The organism is Pseudodesulfovibrio sediminis (assembly GCF_020886695.1).
GTDB classification, from domain to species: domain Bacteria; phylum Desulfobacterota; class Desulfovibrionia; order Desulfovibrionales; family Desulfovibrionaceae; genus Pseudodesulfovibrio; species Pseudodesulfovibrio sediminis.
Genome location: NZ_AP024485.1, coordinates 2,554,752 through 2,571,141, shown reverse-complemented (window position 1 = coordinate 2,571,141; position 16,390 = coordinate 2,554,752). Strand labels below are relative to the sequence as shown.

General features: G+C 53.0%; 15 protein-coding genes. 5 read left to right on the top strand and 10 right to left on the bottom strand.

Features of this window, described 5'->3' with window-relative positions; all coding sequences use genetic code 11:
• Nucleotides 1-15: 15 nt before the first annotated feature.
• The 4 genes from SRBAKS_RS12315 to SRBAKS_RS12300 all read right to left on the bottom strand — a co-directional run bounded on the left by SRBAKS_RS12315 (nucleotide 16) and on the right by SRBAKS_RS12300 (nucleotide 4,765).
• Nucleotides 16-1,299, bottom strand: a complete 1,284-nt coding sequence (locus tag SRBAKS_RS12315; protein ID WP_229591194.1) for a dihydroorotase — start codon at nucleotides 1,297-1,299, stop codon at nucleotides 16-18.
• 246 nt (nucleotides 1,300-1,545) lie between these two features.
• Nucleotides 1,546-2,475, bottom strand: coding sequence for an aspartate carbamoyltransferase catalytic subunit (locus SRBAKS_RS12310; RefSeq protein ID WP_229591193.1), 930 nt, complete (start codon nucleotides 2,473-2,475; stop codon nucleotides 1,546-1,548).
• Between the two features lie 22 nt (nucleotides 2,476-2,497).
• On the bottom strand, nucleotides 2,498-3,628 hold the full coding sequence (locus SRBAKS_RS12305) for an amidohydrolase family protein (RefSeq protein ID WP_229591192.1): 1,131 nt from the start codon (nucleotides 3,626-3,628) through the stop codon (nucleotides 2,498-2,500).
• Between the two features lie 111 nt (nucleotides 3,629-3,739).
• A complete protein-coding gene (locus SRBAKS_RS12300) occupies nucleotides 3,740-4,765 on the bottom strand; it encodes an elongator complex protein 3 (protein WP_229591191.1) in 1,026 nt (341 codons plus the stop codon).
• Between the two features lie 305 nt (nucleotides 4,766-5,070).
• Between SRBAKS_RS12300 and SRBAKS_RS12295 the strand changes: the two genes are divergently transcribed.
• Genes SRBAKS_RS12295 through SRBAKS_RS12275 form a run of 5 tightly spaced genes read left to right on the top strand, consistent with a single transcriptional unit; the run spans nucleotide 5,071 to nucleotide 10,014 of the window.
• The gene (locus tag SRBAKS_RS12295; RefSeq protein ID WP_229591190.1) at nucleotides 5,071-6,300 is read left to right on the top strand and encodes a glycosyltransferase family 4 protein; all 1,230 of its coding nucleotides are present in this window, start codon (nucleotides 5,071-5,073) and stop codon (nucleotides 6,298-6,300) included.
• Nucleotides 6,297-7,409: a non-hydrolyzing UDP-N-acetylglucosamine 2-epimerase gene (gene wecB / locus SRBAKS_RS12290; RefSeq protein WP_229591189.1), complete on the top strand. Its 1,113-nt coding sequence runs from the start codon at nucleotides 6,297-6,299 to the stop codon at nucleotides 7,407-7,409. The genes SRBAKS_RS12295 and wecB overlap by 4 nt, the downstream gene beginning before the upstream one ends.
• Nucleotides 7,402-8,088 carry an acylneuraminate cytidylyltransferase family protein gene (locus tag SRBAKS_RS12285; protein WP_229591188.1) on the top strand — a complete coding sequence of 229 codons (687 nt, stop codon included), beginning with the start codon at nucleotides 7,402-7,404 and terminating at the stop codon, nucleotides 8,086-8,088. The genes wecB and SRBAKS_RS12285 overlap by 8 nt, the downstream gene beginning before the upstream one ends.
• Nucleotides 8,089-8,099: 11 nt before the next feature.
• Nucleotides 8,100-9,038 carry a glycosyltransferase family protein gene (locus SRBAKS_RS12280; RefSeq protein WP_229591187.1) on the top strand — a complete coding sequence of 313 codons (939 nt, stop codon included), beginning with the start codon at nucleotides 8,100-8,102 and terminating at the stop codon, nucleotides 9,036-9,038.
• The gene (locus tag SRBAKS_RS12275) at nucleotides 9,031-10,014 is read left to right on the top strand and encodes a hypothetical protein (protein ID WP_229591186.1); all 984 of its coding nucleotides are present in this window, start codon (nucleotides 9,031-9,033) and stop codon (nucleotides 10,012-10,014) included. Before SRBAKS_RS12280 ends, SRBAKS_RS12275 begins: the two co-directional genes overlap by 8 nt.
• Here the strand turns inward: SRBAKS_RS12275 and SRBAKS_RS12270 are convergent.
• The 6 genes from SRBAKS_RS12270 to SRBAKS_RS12245 all read right to left on the bottom strand — a co-directional run bounded on the left by SRBAKS_RS12270 (nucleotide 10,006) and on the right by SRBAKS_RS12245 (nucleotide 16,376).
• A complete protein-coding gene (locus tag SRBAKS_RS12270) occupies nucleotides 10,006-10,812 on the bottom strand; it encodes a hypothetical protein (RefSeq protein ID WP_229591185.1) in 807 nt (268 codons plus the stop codon). The two genes, SRBAKS_RS12275 and SRBAKS_RS12270, sit on opposite strands and share 9 nt — an antisense overlap.
• Before the next feature lie 12 nt (nucleotides 10,813-10,824).
• Nucleotides 10,825-12,285 (bottom strand): biotin/lipoyl-containing protein, encoded by a 1,461-nt coding sequence (locus SRBAKS_RS12265; RefSeq protein ID WP_229591184.1) that lies wholly within the window; start codon nucleotides 12,283-12,285, stop codon nucleotides 10,825-10,827.
• A 25-nt stretch (nucleotides 12,286-12,310) separates the two neighbouring features.
• Nucleotides 12,311-13,321, bottom strand: a complete 1,011-nt coding sequence (locus SRBAKS_RS12260) for an alpha-ketoacid dehydrogenase subunit beta (RefSeq protein ID WP_229591183.1) — start codon at nucleotides 13,319-13,321, stop codon at nucleotides 12,311-12,313.
• A complete protein-coding gene (locus SRBAKS_RS12255; protein ID WP_283816563.1) occupies nucleotides 13,318-14,151 on the bottom strand; it encodes a thiamine pyrophosphate-dependent dehydrogenase E1 component subunit alpha in 834 nt (277 codons plus the stop codon). Before SRBAKS_RS12255 ends, SRBAKS_RS12260 begins: the two co-directional genes overlap by 4 nt.
• Before the next feature lie 66 nt (nucleotides 14,152-14,217).
• Nucleotides 14,218-15,306 (bottom strand): PseG/SpsG family protein, encoded by a 1,089-nt coding sequence (locus tag SRBAKS_RS12250; RefSeq protein WP_229591182.1) that lies wholly within the window; start codon nucleotides 15,304-15,306, stop codon nucleotides 14,218-14,220.
• Between the two features lie 8 nt (nucleotides 15,307-15,314).
• Nucleotides 15,315-16,376 (bottom strand): N-acetylneuraminate synthase family protein, encoded by a 1,062-nt coding sequence (locus SRBAKS_RS12245; RefSeq protein WP_229591181.1) that lies wholly within the window; start codon nucleotides 16,374-16,376, stop codon nucleotides 15,315-15,317.
• Nucleotides 16,377-16,390: the final 14 nt, after the last annotated feature.

Sequence of the window (16,390 nt, the reverse complement as noted above, 5' to 3'; positions counted from 1 at the left end):
AAGGTCAAGTTCTGTTTATACTATCTTTTTGCCCGCAATGAAATGGGTTTTTACCCGTCCTTTCAGCGTGGAACCAAGCAAGGGGGTGTTCTTACCCTTGGAATATAAGGTTTCATTGGACACTGTCCACTCCTCGCCCTCATCAAAAAGAAAGAAATCGGCAGGATCACCTGGTGCAAACGTATTCACCGGCAGATTGAAAATCCCGCACGGCGCCGTGGTCCAGGCACGGGTGAAGGCGTCCTTGTCAAGCACCCCGTCCTTGACCAGCTGCCAGGTCACGCTCAGGGCCGTGTCCAGCCCCGTGATGCCACAGGGCGCCACGTCAAATTCGGTTTCCTTCTCAAAGGTCGCATGGGGCGCATGATCCGTGGCCAGACAGTCGATGGTGCCATCATTAAGCGCTTCGATTATGCTCTGGCGGTCCGCTTCAGTACGCAACGGCGGGTTGACCTTGGCGTTGGTGTCGTATTCAGTGCCCTCGGCCTCCAGATAATCCTCGGTCATGGTCAGATAATGCGGCGTGGTTTCCGCCGAGATCTTGACCCCGCGCTCCTTGGCAAACCGGATGAGATCAACGGATTTCTTACAGGAAATATGCGCCAGATGGATGGGCAGGTCCAGATATTCGGCCAGGAGCACATCACGGCCCACCTGCAATGCTTCGGCTATATCAGGTTGGGCTGGCAAGCCCAGGCGGCTGGACACCTCGCCCTCGTTCACACCGGCAGCCACGCCCATGTACGGGTCTTCGCAATGATCGATGACCACGCGGTTCCAGTCAGAGGCATATTCAATGGCACGACGGAAAATTTTGGTGGATTTGACAGGCACGCCATCGTTGGAAAACGCGCCGCAGCCCGACTCGGCCAGCTCGGCCATGGGAGCCAGTTCCTTGCCGGACAATCCTTTGGTCAGCGCACCGATGGGAATCAGGCGGGGGCCCTTGGGCCAATATGTGCGAGCCTTGTCGAGCATCATCTCGGTGACAGACGCGTTGTCATTGATCGGCTTGGTGTTGGCCATGCACATGATATTGGAAAACCCGCCCCAGGCAGCGGCCCGCAAACCGGATTCCACATCTTCCTTATATTCATAGCCCGGCTCGCGCAGGTGTACATGCACGTCGGTCATGGAGGGCATCAAGGTCAACCCAAAAGCCTCTTCGACCTTGGCGTCATCCGCATCGAGCGACTTCACGGATTTCTTGACCTCAACAATCTTGCCCTTGGACACAAACACGTCCACTTCCTTTCCGTCGAGCGTGGCGCGTCTGACAATCAAATCAATCTTAGCCATGGTATATATCTCCTTAAGTGCCTTTGGCTGCCCTGCCGGGGGCCGCCTTTGGCGGGACTCAAGAACCTTATTGAAAAAGGTTCTTAAGAATCTCCAAAACTTTTTGTAGCAAGCCGCTTGAAGCGGCTTGGGTCAGCTACTTATGTCACTGCGGCCAAATAACGCCGCATTGTCTCAATCCCCTTTGTCGCTTTTCCTGCGAAGCATATAGGGGGCAGGAGGCTTTGCTCCCTCCTCGCCTGCCTTCTATTCCTCGCCCTTGCGGGTCATGTACAGGAAGAGCAGGGCCATGCGTGTGACCACGCCGCTGGAGACCTGATCCAGCACGAGGGACCCGGCGCTGTCAGCCAGATCCGAGCTGATCTCCACGCCTCGGTTCATGGGACCGGGATGCATGATCCGCACGTCGGGATTGGCCAGGTCAATATGCTTCTGCCCCAGTCCGAAGGTACGGGCGTATTCACGCAGATCAGGCAGCAGGCCGTCTTTCTGCCGTTCGAGCTGGAGCCGCAGGCACATGACCGCGTCCACACCTTTCACGGCTTCGTTCAGATCGGAGTAAGCCTGCACCGGCCAGGACTTGACTGCCGGAGGCATGAGGGTACGCGGCGCGCAAAGGCGGACCTTGGCACCCAGCTTGTTGAGCATGACCACGTTGGACCGGGCCACGCGGCTGTGGGCGATGTCGCCCAGAATAAGGATGGTCTTGCCCGCGATGTCGCCCCACTCCTGATGCAGGGTGAAAGAGTCGAGGATCGCCTGGGTGGGGTGCGCATGCCGCCCGTCACCCGCGTTGATGACCGCGCAATCAAGACGGTCAGCCAGGAACCGGGCCGCTCCCGAACACCAGTGACGGATGACGATGGCGTCCGGCGCCATGGCCTGGAGCGTCAGGGCCGTATCCTTGAGGGACTCGCCCTTGGTCAGACTGGACGAGCTTTTGGCCAGGGAAAAGGTGTCGGCAGAGAGCCGCTTTCCGGCCACATCGAAACTCGTCTTGGTGCGTGTGCTCGGTTCGGCAAAGAAAAGGATGACGGACCGCCCTTTGAGGGTAGGCACCTTTTTGACGGGTCGTTCCTGCAATTCCTGAAAACGCCCTGCTGTCTCAAAGATCGCCATGACCTCGGACTTGGAAAGCTGGGATACATCCAGCAGGTCTTTATGTAGCCATTTCATGTCGCGTTTGCCTCCGACATTCTTAGAAAAGATCGTGTATTTTATCAGGAACCTCGGCAAATGCTGCGATCTTGCCGGGTTCCAGTGTACCTAAAAGATGCTCCACGCCCATGATTTTTGCGGGCGTGCGCGTCATCATGGCGAGCACGTCATCAAAGCGCAGCTCACCATCAAAATTCTGGGTAAGATACACCGCCTCGTTCCATAGGTCGAGGTCGGTGTTGGATGCCAACGAGTCTGTGCCGAGACAAAGCGGCGTGCCCGAAGCCAGCCACTTCTCCCATGGCGCACGGCCCACGCCGATAAATTCGTTGGATCGCGGGCAGAGACAGACCGTGGCCCCGGACTGACGCACAGTCTCGATGTCTGCATCCGTGACCTTGACGCAGTGCACCGCCAGGGTGGTCTCGTCGAGAAGCTCAAGAGCTGCGGCCTGCTGTACGGGACGCTTCCCCGGAGGTTCGAAATCGAGCAGACGACCTCGCGCATGGAGCATGTCGAGGAACTCACTCGGAGCGTCGGCCATGATGGCGACCTCTTCATCGTGCTCTGCCAGATGCAGGGAAAACGGTAGCCCTTTGAGGCGGGTTTCGGCCTTGGCCGCCCGAAGCACATCTCTATGTGTTGTATACAGAGAGTGTCCGGCTACGGAGATAAGGCCAGCCTCGAATTCCCCTTGCGGGATGAACGTCTTTTTGGGAACAGTCTCGCCAATGGCCTCGCAGAACACCACGAAAAAAAGACCGGAAGCTTCAAGCGTTCCGGCCATCTCCTTGGCAAAACGGGTGGCGATGTCCCCGACCATGAAGGTTCCGGTTCGCTTGAGTTCCTGACAGGCTGACTCAAGGGCTTCCGGGTCAAGATCAAAGATGGGCTGTTTGAGCAGGTTTTCCACCCAGGTCACGAACCCCTTTCCACTGGGGCATTTGCCTCTGAGGTGGGCCAGTTCGAGATGGGAATGGGCATTGATGAGACCGGGGACAAGGAACACGTCACCGAGGTCCATGACTTTACCGGAAAAAGTGGGGCCCAGGTCGGCATAGGTACCGACTTTCTGGATAATTCCCTGATCTACAATAATAGCGGCGTCGTTGATGACGGGCGTTCCTGGGATCATGGTCGCGGCTTTGGCCGCACGAATAAGCTCTACCATTCTGTGTAGTTAGCTCCTCGACTTGAGGTCATATAGTTCGGTGAAGTGCCCGCGCACGGGCTGAACATAAGAGATAGTCTCTTTTTAATCCAGGGTAAAGGGAAATCCGACTCAACGCACAGTGAATACGGTGCTGTCCACATACCGGACAGCGCCTGCCCCCAGACCGAGGGCCGCATACTTCTCGGCCAGCTCATTGGCATGGCCGAACAGTTCCCCCTGATAGCGGCGCGGTACATCCATGGCCGTGGGGGTGAAACCTGCATTTTCCACCTGCGTTCGGACTATTTCAAGGAGTGCCAGCCCCCGCACCGACTGCCCCAGAGCCGGATGCCACGGCCCTGCAAGGATATGCTCGGCAAGGGTACCTTCGGGAGGCAGGCCGAGCCGAATGACACGAACGCCCGTGTCCCACAGCGACAAAAGGCCCAGAGCCAGTTCCTCTCGGGTACGATCAAGCGTCCATGGGGCGTAGTCGCCCTGTTCCCACATTGCGGCCAAGGGCGTGCCCCGGATCACCAGACAGGGATACAGCCGTGCGACCTCGGGCTTGAGGGCGGCGGCCAGCCGGGCGTCCTCCTGAAAAACACCGGGACGGTCTCCGGGCAGACCGGGAAGAAGCTGGATGCCCAGCCCCATGCCGGATTCCTGCACAGCCATACAACCGCGACGAGCGGTCACTCCATCATACCCCCGACCGGAGGCGCGCAGGATCGCATCGTCAAAGGACTGAACACCAAGCTCCACCATATCAAGCCCCTGCGCCTTGAGTCGCGACAGCAAAGCCGCGTCCACACAGTCGGGCCGGGTTGAGCAGCGCACGCGCGTCACCAGCCCCTGTTCCCGAAAACGCACAGCCAGCCCGAGAAAACGTTCGGGCCATGGAACGGGCAGGGCCGTGAACGTGCCGCCGTAAAAAGCGAGTTCATACGGGCCGCGCCCTGCGACACGGGCCTGCTCCAGATCCAGCTCCAGATCACGAAAAATGGATGCAAGCTCGGCTGTCCCCTGCCCTGTCTGCTTGTCCTGAGCACAGAAAAGGCACCTGTAGGGGCACCCGGCAAAGGGCAGGAAAACAGGCCAGACACGCGATGATGCCGGAGGCGGTTCAGGATGGGTGAAGGAGATATCGGCCATACACTAACACTTAACAAGAGTTTTCAGCGAAGGCCACATCTCTGACGGTAGGCATTTTTTTATTCACCCGGTAAACATTTTTGAAAAACATCCGAAAAAACAGTAGAGAGCATCAAAACAGATTCTTTTGGCATATTTTTTTCATAGAAACATACTGATATGAGCATCTAAGGCCAGAATCAAGACAGTCTCATAAAAACAGATAGATACAGATTCTCAGCTCTGTCCGACTTTTGACAACCTCACTCAGTAGTGGGAAAATTGTTCACACAACGAGTAAAACGCCGCAAATCGGGACGCCAATTATGCATATTGCCATGATCCACTTATGTAACAACGGGTTTCCTCCTGATATCCGCATATCCAAAGAGGCACATGCGTTGGTGGAGGCTGGGCACAAAATCACTATCTGCACCAAGACCACGAGTGCTCATTCGAAAAAATTCGAAACTTTCGAGCCGGGAATTGATGTCATGAGAGAAGATGTCAGCGGCCCTCCCTCATGGTTTGCACGTCGCAAGGCAAATTTCACTCTGAGGGAGGCGTGGGTCAAGCCAGTAGTGGAAAACTATCTCGACACATGTAAACCGGACATCGTACATGTCCATGACTTTCCGTATCTCCCCCTTGTTCTGGACTGCGCCATACCCCGTGGCCTCCCTGTTGTCGCAGACTTTCACGAAAACATGCCGGCTGCCAAACGGGCATGGCGATCTCATCTGTCACCATATATGCGCTTCAAAGCATCAATTCTGTTCAACTACACTCTCTGGAGATGGCATGAGAAAGCGGCTGTCGAAAAATGTAAACGCGTGGTGGTAGTGGTCCCTGAAGGGGCTGAACGATTGTTGAAGTATGGCCTTGATCAGGCAAGAATTGTGACTGTTTCCAATACCGAAGACACAACGACTTTCGACTTCCCGGTCGAAAGGGCAGACCAGAACATCCTGGATAAATATAAAGATAAATGGATGGTTTCATACATTGGCGGAATTGGACCGCATAGAGGCTGGGATACAGCCCTGGATGGTGCTGCTCATGCCGCGAAACTGATTCCGAACTTCCACCTGACCTTTGTCGGGACCAATGACGAAAGCGCTGCCAGAATCCGAAACTATGCTGATTCACTGGGCCTCGGTAACAGTGTTGAAATCATTAACTGGCAACCGTTTGACACGGTAAACAGCTACATCCACGCCAGTCGGGTTTGTCTCGTACCACACAATGACTTTGAGCACACGCACACCACCGTTCCACACAAGCTCTTTCAATACATGATATGCAAAAGGCCCATTCTCGCGAGTGACTGCCGACCGCTCAAACGCATTCTTGAAGAAACCAATTCAGGCTATCTATTCAAAGCCAACAATGCAGCGGACTTCGCGGCACAGCTCGCTCACATCCATTCCCATGAGGAAGAAGCGATGCACAAAGCGGAAAATGGATTCGCCGCAGCAACCGGTCCCTATGCCTGGAAACATGATGCCACCCGTTTGGTTGAAACATACGCTGCGTTGGAAAGAGAGCTGGTATGAAGACAATCCATTTAATCGCGGCCACAAGGCCCAACTTCATGAAAGTAGCCCCTCTCTGGCATGCTCTGTCCAGTGAAAACGACTATACCGTAAAACTCGTGCACACTGGCCAACATTACGATTATAGCATGTCCCAGCTCTTTTTCGATGAGCTCAAGCTTCCTGAGCCAAGTGTAAACCTCCAAACGGGTTCCGGCAGCCACGCTACGCAGACCGCTGCCGTTATGGTGGCTTATGAGAAGTACCTGCTTGAGCAGACCCCGGATGTGGTTGTGGTTCCTGGTGACGTCAACTCGACTCTGGCGTGTGCATTGACCTCCGTAAAAATGCATATCCCCGTTGCCCATCTCGAAGCAGGACTGCGCAGTCGGGACAAGACGATGCCAGAAGAAATCAACAGAGTGCTCACGGATGCCATCTCATCCATCTGCTGGACGCCATCAGAAGATGCATCCGAAAACCTTCTGCAAGAAGGTGTTGAGCCCAATCGCATTTCGTTTGTCGGGAACTGCATGATCGACTCCCTGAACACAATGATGCCAGCCATCCAAAGCCGGAGGGCCTGGGAACAATTCGACATTGAAGCCGACACATATTGTGTGGTCACCCTCCACCGTCCCGGCAATGTTGATGACCCGACAAGACTCAAGGCCATCATCAATGCCCTCATGGAGCTTTCGGTTCGAATGCCTCTCGTTCTTCCGCTGCATCCGCGGACCCGCCAGCAGCTCGACAATATGGGAATGCTTCCCACTCTTGAGCAACATGGCTCTATCCACATCATTCCCCCTCAGGGATATCTCGATTTCACATCACTCATGCACAGGGCAGCCCTGGTGATCACCGACTCCGGCGGCTTGCAGGAAGAGACCACTATACTCGGAATCCCCTGCCTGACAATCCGCCCGAACACGGAACGACCAATCACCTGTACTGAAGGAACCAACCGACTTGTGGAGCCGGACAGCATCACCTCCGCCGCAGACGATGCTCTTGGGTCAGGTGTTACCACACCAAGAATTCCCACGTTCTGGGATGGCAAAACAGCACAACGAATCGTCACTGATCTCAACGAACGATTTGCAAACAACAGAGTAGACAATGGATAACTTCAAGGCTCTCGCCATCATTCCTGCACGGGGAAACTCCAAGGGGCTGCCCAGGAAGAACATCCGCCTTCTGGGCGGCATCCCACTGGTAGCCCACGCCATCCTTACAGCACAAGAGGCCGGCTGTTTTGACCGGATCATAGTCTCAACCGAAGATCCAGAAATCGCCGAAGTTGCCGTTGCGTACGGTGCTGAAATTCCGTTCCTGCGCCCGCAAGAACTGGCAGGCGACAAGGAATCTACGACGAGCGCAGTAAACCATCTTTTACTCAAGCTTGGAGAGGACAACTACTATCCAGACTTTTACGCCACTCTCTATCCGACCCACCCGTTCAGGAATCCCAGGCTCGTTGCCGAACTGGTGAGCAAAGGCAAGGAGGGGATGAGTCCTGTCTTCACCGCCCGGGAAACCGTGGCTGGATATTCTGACTACGTAAGCCGTGATTTCAACGGGCAGTTGACGCCGATCGTGCCCCAAAATCAGATAAAAACACCCTCTGGTCGTTGGTACAGGAGTTACGGATACTTCTTCGGCCAGAAGCCCAAAGTCCACAACAGTCCGTATTTCCATATTTTACAACATCCCATCGAATGGGTTGATATCGACACACAACACGACATGGAGCTTGCAGAAAGGATCATTTGCCGCGGACTCAACAACTTCGAAAAAGCAGCTTGATTGACAGCGCCATGCCGATACAAATCCTAATAACAGATAGCTACAACGAGAGCTGCTCATGGAGCCGGGAGTATTGCAACATCGCACTCCCCCACCTCCACACACTTTTGAGCCATATCCCACATGAGCACACGGTCAATTTTCTGGCGACTTCAGTCAAGAGCCAGAAAATTCTGACGGACTTGGGCCTCCCCTTCCTCTCGGTTATCGGCTGTGTGGGGAAAGGCTCAACAATCAAAGCCGCAGCGCAACAGCTGGGTGCAGAGGACGATATTTTTGTACTTCTCTCCGGTTTCGCCCCTCACATTTCACCGTCTTCGATCGAAGAAGGGATTTCATTGCTGAAAGATGCACCAGACACACTCATTACATCGTGTGTAGAGCCAAGCGACCATCCCTGCCAGTTCAGGAAATTTCATATAATCGAAAATGTGAAGCCGCTTCCCGAGGAGGCTCTTGACCGGAAAAAGAACCGTGTCTGCCAGACCGTACTTGAACAGAATCAACACGGCGTTGCCACCCTGTTGGCGACAACATCCCATGGATTTGAAAGGCTCGATGCACCGATCACCAATGGCGTACTCAAGACAACGCTTCCGTTCAATCTTGAACCCCATTCAACCCTGCACTGCATAATCAAAAAGGAAATCCATGGCGGACAGTATCATGCAGAAAATCATTATGAACCCGAGTGTGGACTCTGGAGTCGTGACAACGCCAAATGCCTTACGCTGGATCACAACGGAAAAAAGATCTGGGGCCGACAGGCTTTTCCTCAAGTCTTCAAAAAAACAGAGCATATAAAAATAGGACGATTGGAAGCCTTGCTGCATCAAGACAGGACAAATTCGAGAGGTGTCGTTCTCCATGAAGAGGAGGCGCTCCTTGTCCAGAACTCAATAGATATACTCAGGATGGACATACTCGATGAACGAAGGGTCAATGAATAATCTCACCTCGCCCGACAGTGACAGTAATTATTGCCTTGATACATATCAGGCACTGGCTCAGTCATTACCTGATCACACGGCAAGAGCCGGGTTTGTCCATAGTGACATATGGAAAATGATGGTACAGAGGATTCACTCTGTGGGCGAGGACTACCTTGCCACTTTACCGGTCAATAGCGTTGGCTGGGAACCTGCAGGAATTTACGGGCAGGGAATACTCAAAACACCTGTGAACCTAGCGTGGATTTCCGGCAGCGACATCCTCGCTGTCACAGAATTGAACGACCCAGTCCTTCACTTTTTTGAAAAAGAGGAGCTCCTCCACGAAATGAATGGGGATTGGCTTCGTTCTGCCCACCTCTGGCCTGACGAAGATATCCTCTGGATTGCCGGAGACGCAGGTCGCAAGATAATTGCCATAGACACCACATTCAAAGAGCATGTGTCACTCGATCTTGAACAGCAGTTACCCGATAGAAAAGAGGCTCGACACCTCATCAATTTTGCCCGTCACCAAAATCGCCTCTACCTCATCCTCCAAAACGACAGCACTACCAGGCGAACGATCTGTTCCATTGACCTCAATGCACCGCACGCACGAGCCGTCATCCATCCAAGCAGTGTGCTCCTCTGGCCTCGCCAGTTCGTTGTGTGGAAGGGCAACCTGTTCCTGACTGACCATTTTTTCCCTATTATCGAACGCCTTGAGTCAACAGACTTCAGGCCTTGGAAACGCACGGTTTTTTCCCATGAGTGCCGGGGTGCTGGCACCATAAATGGTTGTATTGTTATCGCCATGCAAAACCGGCTCTACTCCTGCGATGCCACTGGCGATCCGAACTCAACAATACAATTGAACTCAGCGCACAAAACAATCAATGTGCAGAGCCTCTCACCAACAACAAGCCGCAGTGGCCTTCTGGCCATATTGGACCTTCAAGACCCTAAGGTCAGGGTGTTTTCGACTTCAGGATAAGGACTTGGAGGAAGGCCGGAGACTCTTGAGGTACTCGATTTCCCGAGCGACATAGTCCTCATGATTCGGGGGGATCACCCCCTCCAGCGTGATGTGTTCAATGGACAGAAGATCCACAGATTGATAGGCCCCAAACGCAGCCTCACCACCCAGGAAAGCAAAACTGTGCATGGCTTCAAAACCGGGCCAGAGATCATCTTTCTCGTAAAGATGTCCCGGCATAGAAAAATGAATTTGACGAATGGAGTCACCCAGAGCAGAGAAAAAATCCTGCACGGACTGACCAGTATGCTCCTGCATTTCAAGAACATGAGCCACATCCAGCAATACGCCCCAACCAGGAAAATCTCGCACGGCTTGGACCATCGCCTCAAGCGTGTTGAAGGCTGTACTCCTCCCGTCTAGATTCTCAAAAAGCACTCTCAGCTCTAAAGGGAGAGATTGCCGAATGGTATCCAGAAAAGGCTGCATGTCCAGATGGAAGCTCACGGTATGGATAAGCCCTTCTTCATACAGACTTGAGCTCAGTCCGATAATCGAAGAAAGGACTTCACTGTCCACGGGATGATCTGGATGAGCAGCAAAATGCAACGAGTTGCGCGAAAATTCTCGCAAGGTTTTCTTCACATCAGGACGGAGAATCCTCTGGGCAATATTGGGGGCCATATGGGCATGCATACCAATTTCCAGTCCGTCGACAAGGTGACCAAACGTTTTGGCCGCATACGGAATACGGACTCCATAGTCTCTGAGTTCCGGGGCCACTATGCCCTGCAGGGCTAAAGTGATAGCTGACATAAGGATTCCCCTCTACAGGCCGCGTCGGTAATCTGCATCCCATGCATACGGCTGAAAACGGATACCTTTCCGACGCAAGAAGTTACGCACTTCATGAACCAGCCTGTCTTCATCCCCTCGGACCACACCGCCCACGAGATCAAAAATATAGACCTCGGTCATTTCAGGCAGAAAACCGTTTAAACTCAGCACAATGCTCCCGGGCAATATCCCCTCTAAAGAAGAATCAGTACAAATAACAATCTGTCGTTCAACAGTGTCCGGCGTTGTTACTGCTATCCCTTTGCCAGTGATCAACATGCCGACCTCACATCCCTTGAATTTCAAGACCGTGGAGAATTCATCTAAAATGGACTCCAGCACCTGAACCTTGTCCTCTTGAGAAAGGTCTCTTTTCACCGACTTGCGGATGACGGTTGCCGGCACACCACCGCACAGCGTGGCAGGGGGAATCTGATCCACAACGGTTGAACCGGACATGACAACAGCTCCATGACCGACCACGACTCCAGGCAGCACCTGGCATCCCGAACCGACCCAGGATTTCTCACACAGGCGAACCCCTGCGAACAGGGCGTCATACCCATCCAGCACAGACTGCCAGAAACGATGAGTGAAAACGCTCACTCCCGGACTCAGGGCAGACTCTGTTTCAAGAACGACCTCCCGAGCCGTATTCACATAACATCGAGGGGAAATCAGTGAAGCTGGCCCGCCCCAGAATCTGGATTCACCTGAACGCCCACCACTGAGGTCCACTTCAACCTCATGTCCGACATAGGCCCCAGCACCCAAGATAATATCCACACTCACCATGCTTGTATTTTTGCCTACCTTGACGAATTCTCCCAGAAAAATGTCATCCCCTTCAATGAAGGTATTGGGGCCAATGGACACTCCATCCTTAATGACCAGCCGTTTGGCGCGAACCATACTCCCGGCACCGAAAGTGACACCTTCTCCTATGCTGCAACATCCCGCATTATCCCAACGAGTGTCCTCAGTGTAATCCCTATACTCTTCAGCAAGAGCAAGTTCACCGAGTTCTCCCTTGGCCGAACGGACCCAGTCCAGATCAGCAGCAAGAGCAACATCCGTCACTGCTCCGACCTTCTGTTTTTTTCCTCGTGTCGATCGAGACCGCTTCTTGGCGAGCAAACGGCTCTTTGCCGTCGACTTCTTTGGTTCATCTGACGGGGTCTGCGTGGGCGAATCTTCGTCTAAATAAGACTCATCGGGCGTTGCTGTTATGAATAAGGCAATGCTGCCAACGTGCGCGTACTCACCCGTTTCAATAGCCAGACCACGCACGAAACCAGCAAAGTCGCTCTCAACAGACATGGCAGCTTTGGTTGATTCCACCACAAAGAGTTCATCACCAACTTCGACACGATCACCGTCCACAAGAGTTTCTACGACAAGCACTTCATCCTCGTTGGGATTGAGTCGGGGTATCAGTACTTTATGAGCCATGTATCTTGTCCTTGGTTCTTTACAGCTATTGCAGATCTTCATCGACGGAGTTTATTATGGCTTGAACCACGTTCTCTACCTGAGGCAGCACTTCGGCTTCCAACGCTTTATTTACAGGGATGGAGGATTCCGATGCCCCTACTCGTTGAGGAGGAGCATCCAATGCAATCCTTGAAATATTGGCGATCACTTCGCTCCCCCATCCATACCCGATCCCACTCTCTTCGGCGACGACCAGCCGTCGGGAAATGCTTACACTCTCGCACAACTCGACATCAGGGATCGATGAAATACAATGGGGCACGATAACTTCACAGAGCAAATCCTCTTTCTCATAGACCTGCTTCACCGCCTCAAGGACGACCGGCACCATACCACCGTAGGTTACAACGGTCACATCAGGTTCTCCCCCGAATGAAACTGTCATCGTCGGAATCGCCTGATTGGAGCTTTTGAGAGTCATGCCATACCGTTTGCTGACGGACTCAGCATTGAGAATAGGCATCGCATAGAGGGATTTATTCTCAACGAAAAGAGTCGGTACATCCGTGGTCAGGACAACCTGCTCAAAGAGGCTGCCACAATCAACCAAGGGCGACAGTGCAATGACATCCAAGCCAGACACACCAAGAAACATCCGTTCTAAGGTCTGGCTGTGGGTTGGGCCATACCCCCTGCGCCCCCCCATGGGTGTCCTGACTATCAGAGGCACACTGACCGGTTCGCTATACATAGTTGCTATTTTTGAAGCCTGATTCACAAGCTGGTCAGCACAAAGCGTGATGAAATCACCAAACATGATTTCAACCACAGGTCGAAATCCCTGCAAGGTCAATCCTATGCCTAACCCTGTGATGCCAGCCTCGCTAATGGGACTGGAGATGACTCTGTCACCAAAAGCCGTACTCAATCCACGGGTCACCTTGAAGGCACCACCATACGGATCAACAATGTCTTCCCCAATGGCCAGCACATCGGGATGGATCTCCATCACCCTGTGAAAAGCCTGATTCAGCGACTGAAGAACAGTGGTCATCGCATCCCCTTTTCCAAGGAAGCGAGTGCTTCGGTTATCGTTTTGGTCACGGCTGTGTCTATGCGTTCACGTTCGCTCTGAGACAACTTTTGTGCGTGCAACTCGAGAGGATCAGACTGACATAAACGCTCAACTTCCTCTGCAGGACGAGTGTCATCACCTTTGCTGTGTGCGCATAACCGGCGGGAATGTATGACAGCCCACACAGGCGCTGCCGACTCGCGAACAGTCCTGACGGCTTTTTCTCCAAACCGGCACAACTCCTGCGCATCGGTTGAAGATGTCTCCATGACCTGAATGCCAAAAGCACCCGCCCGATCCTTGATGGAACCGGCAACACCAGCGGCTGTAGGAGTCGATTGAGCATACCCGTTTGCTTCCACCAGAAACAACACGGGCAAAGACCACAGGGAGGCCATGTTCAAAGACTCATACAGGACCCCTTGTCCGAGAGTGCCATCGCCTATACAGCAGGCCACTATTCCCTGCGTTCCGCGCCGTTTTTCTCCCATGGCCAAACCGCAGGCTATAGGCGCTCCACCACCTTGAATCCCATTTGAAAAAAAATTGCCCTGCTTCAAATGCTGGCTTCCGCCACGACCTGAGCTGACCCCTGCCTTGAGCCCCTGTACTTCTGCCAACAGACTTTTCACATCTCCGCCAAAAGCCAAATAATGACCGTGACAACGATGGTTGCTGACCACATGATCCAGTTTCGAATCCATGGCACCCATCACAGCCACACCATTGATCTCCTGGCCAATACAAACGTGACATGTTCCCCGCAATACTCCTGCAGAAGCCATCTCCAAAATGGCGGCCTCCGTCATGCGGATTCGCGATAATGCCCTATATAAATCAGCGTCTGTCATGCTCACATCCCATTGAAAAAACTCCTAAAGGGACACAAAAGAATCCAACACACTTGCAACCCGTTCCATGCCATTCCCGTCAACCGCTTTCTTCCCTGCACAGCTCATGGCCTCAAGTCGTGCACGAGAGGATATGACATCAGGCAACAATAGCCTGATATTAGTGGCTATTTCATCGTGCTCCATCCCCAGGTTCAAACAGCACCCTTGATCGGTAAAATATTCTGCTGTCACCAACTGTCTGGGACGTGTTGAAACAGCAGCGGCCGGTATACCCAGCGCAGCCAGATCGAAAAGTGTGTTACCGGAAGCCGAAATGACGAAATCCGCGTTGAAGAGGACTGGTGCCATATCTTCAACCCCATATTGACAGGCAATGCCCTGCTTCTCGTAGCAAAGGCATTTCTCTTCTCCGTTTTGCGTTGCCGCCCCCAAAATGACCTCCACCGTCATCGCCTCTGAAAGCGTTGCCAGGGCATCAAGGACGACCGGAGTAAACCCTCGATGGTCATTGCCTCCGCAAAAAACAACGATGTGGGGTCGATCTTCCCGAAAGACCTTGGCGGTATGACGTAACCCCTGGAAACTGGTGGGCAGGAAATAATAGCGTGGCCCCACACAAAACCGGGATTCGCTCCCTTCATACCATTCTGCACGCTGAGCGGGACAAGTATTGACAACCACATCGGCAACAAGATCAACCGGTTCAAACCTATCTGAGATGGCAAGGCTCCGTATCCCCATACTGCGTATAAGGGCCAAACAAGCCTGAACGTCCATGGGACAAAACTCTGTGTTGCTGTTCAGGTCGTCATCTTCCTTGTCCGGCTGTATGAGATCCAGCACCACCGCATCGAAATCACCCTGGCCCAAGGCACGACGCAAGACTTCATGATCTTGTTCCCATATATCATCCGGGCGTGAAACAGGTACAAAATCAAATGATTGATCTTCAAAAAAACGATGTATGCCAGATTCCAGACTGCTTTGCAGAACAAGAAAAGTCGATTCCCAGCCACATCCCTGTAAGTACTCAGCCAAGTGAAGACAGCGAAACACGTGTCCCAGTCCAATATGGCGGTTACCGTCAACCCGAATGGCCAATTTCTTCATGGAGCCCTCTATGACTGGAAGTCCTCTTGAAGCAGAGGAGCATCCTTGAGGAGATCTCGGAGCACATTTCGTCCGACAAGGGCCGGAATGTGTACAGGGTCCAAACCGAACTCACTGCACTTGCAAGCAACATCCTCTCGAGCAAGTGTCTGTCCCGCTTTCAAATCCTTCGCAGCAACAAGGCGACGCCGGTGCAGTCGGCGCATTTCCAATTCGGATTCTACCGGCTTCTTCATGGTGGAACCGAGCGCCTTTTCCACGCTCCGAATTTCGCGGGCCATAAGGCCAAATTCCTCGGGGGTCAGCGAAAGGCGCTGATCCGGGCCGGGTAAATTCTTATCCAAAGTGAAGTGGCGCTCAATGACACACGCCCCAAGGGCGGCGGCGGCAATACTGATGCCAACTGATGGAGTGTGATCCGAATAGCCCACGGGCACATCAAAGGCGCGGGCAATAGTTTGCATAGCCCGCAGGTTCACATCTTCATCGCGAGGCGGATAATTGGATGTGCAATGCAGCACCACAACATCTTTTATGCTCATTTTTTCCAAAACACCCAAAGCCTGCTCAATTTCTCCGAGATAGGACATCCCTGTGGACATGATAATCGGTTTGCCTGTTGCAGCGATAGCCTCGATAAGATCGAGATACGCGATATCAAGGGATGCGATTTTAAATACTGGGACCTTGAGTTCGTCCAGCAGTGAGACCATGGAATGATCTTCTGGCGTGGAGAAGAATGTTCCACCTTTTTGCTGCACATACTTTTGGAGCAGTGAATGATTTTCCGGAAGCAACTCGACTTCTTCTGTGCTTTCGTAGGCAGATTTGGTGTCGGACGACGTCTCTTGAATATGCGAAGCCTTGGGCAGTTCTTTTATGAGAAGGCTTTCAGCCTTGAAAGATTGAAATTTGACGGCATCGGCACCAGCCCCCAGCGCACCATCAACCATTTGTTTTGCCAGGTTCATATCAGCATTGTGATTGCGCCCGATCTCGGCAATAAGATAGGCAGGACAACCAACCCCAACTTCCCGGTCGCCGATCAGAAATTTTTTATTGAAAGACATCGTATTTCTCCTCG

Coding starts and splice junctions, on each gene's coding strand:
- SRBAKS_RS12315 (WP_229591194.1), bottom strand. CDS start 1,299: ATGGCTAAGATTGATTTGATTGTCAGACGCGCCACGCTCGACGGAAAG.
- SRBAKS_RS12310 (WP_229591193.1), bottom strand. CDS start 2,475: ATGAAATGGCTACATAAAGACCTGCTGGATGTATCCCAGCTTTCCAAG.
- SRBAKS_RS12305 (WP_229591192.1), bottom strand. CDS start 3,628: ATGGTAGAGCTTATTCGTGCGGCCAAAGCCGCGACCATGATCCCAGGA.
- SRBAKS_RS12300 (WP_229591191.1), bottom strand. CDS start 4,765: ATGGCCGATATCTCCTTCACCCATCCTGAACCGCCTCCGGCATCATCG.
- SRBAKS_RS12295 (WP_229591190.1), top strand. CDS start 5,071: ATGCATATTGCCATGATCCACTTATGTAACAACGGGTTTCCTCCTGAT.
- wecB (WP_229591189.1), top strand. CDS start 6,297: ATGAAGACAATCCATTTAATCGCGGCCACAAGGCCCAACTTCATGAAA.
- SRBAKS_RS12285 (WP_229591188.1), top strand. CDS start 7,402: ATGGATAACTTCAAGGCTCTCGCCATCATTCCTGCACGGGGAAACTCC.
- SRBAKS_RS12280 (WP_229591187.1), top strand. CDS start 8,100: ATGCCGATACAAATCCTAATAACAGATAGCTACAACGAGAGCTGCTCA.
- SRBAKS_RS12275 (WP_229591186.1), top strand. CDS start 9,031: ATGAATAATCTCACCTCGCCCGACAGTGACAGTAATTATTGCCTTGAT.
- SRBAKS_RS12270 (WP_229591185.1), bottom strand. CDS start 10,812: ATGTCAGCTATCACTTTAGCCCTGCAGGGCATAGTGGCCCCGGAACTC.
- SRBAKS_RS12265 (WP_229591184.1), bottom strand. CDS start 12,285: ATGGCTCATAAAGTACTGATACCCCGACTCAATCCCAACGAGGATGAA.
- SRBAKS_RS12260 (WP_229591183.1), bottom strand. CDS start 13,321: ATGACCACTGTTCTTCAGTCGCTGAATCAGGCTTTTCACAGGGTGATG.
- SRBAKS_RS12255 (WP_283816563.1), bottom strand. CDS start 14,151: ATGACGGAGGCCGCCATTTTGGAGATGGCTTCTGCAGGAGTATTGCGG.
- SRBAKS_RS12250 (WP_229591182.1), bottom strand. CDS start 15,306: ATGAAGAAATTGGCCATTCGGGTTGACGGTAACCGCCATATTGGACTG.
- SRBAKS_RS12245 (WP_229591181.1), bottom strand. CDS start 16,376: ATGTCTTTCAATAAAAAATTTCTGATCGGCGACCGGGAAGTTGGGGTT.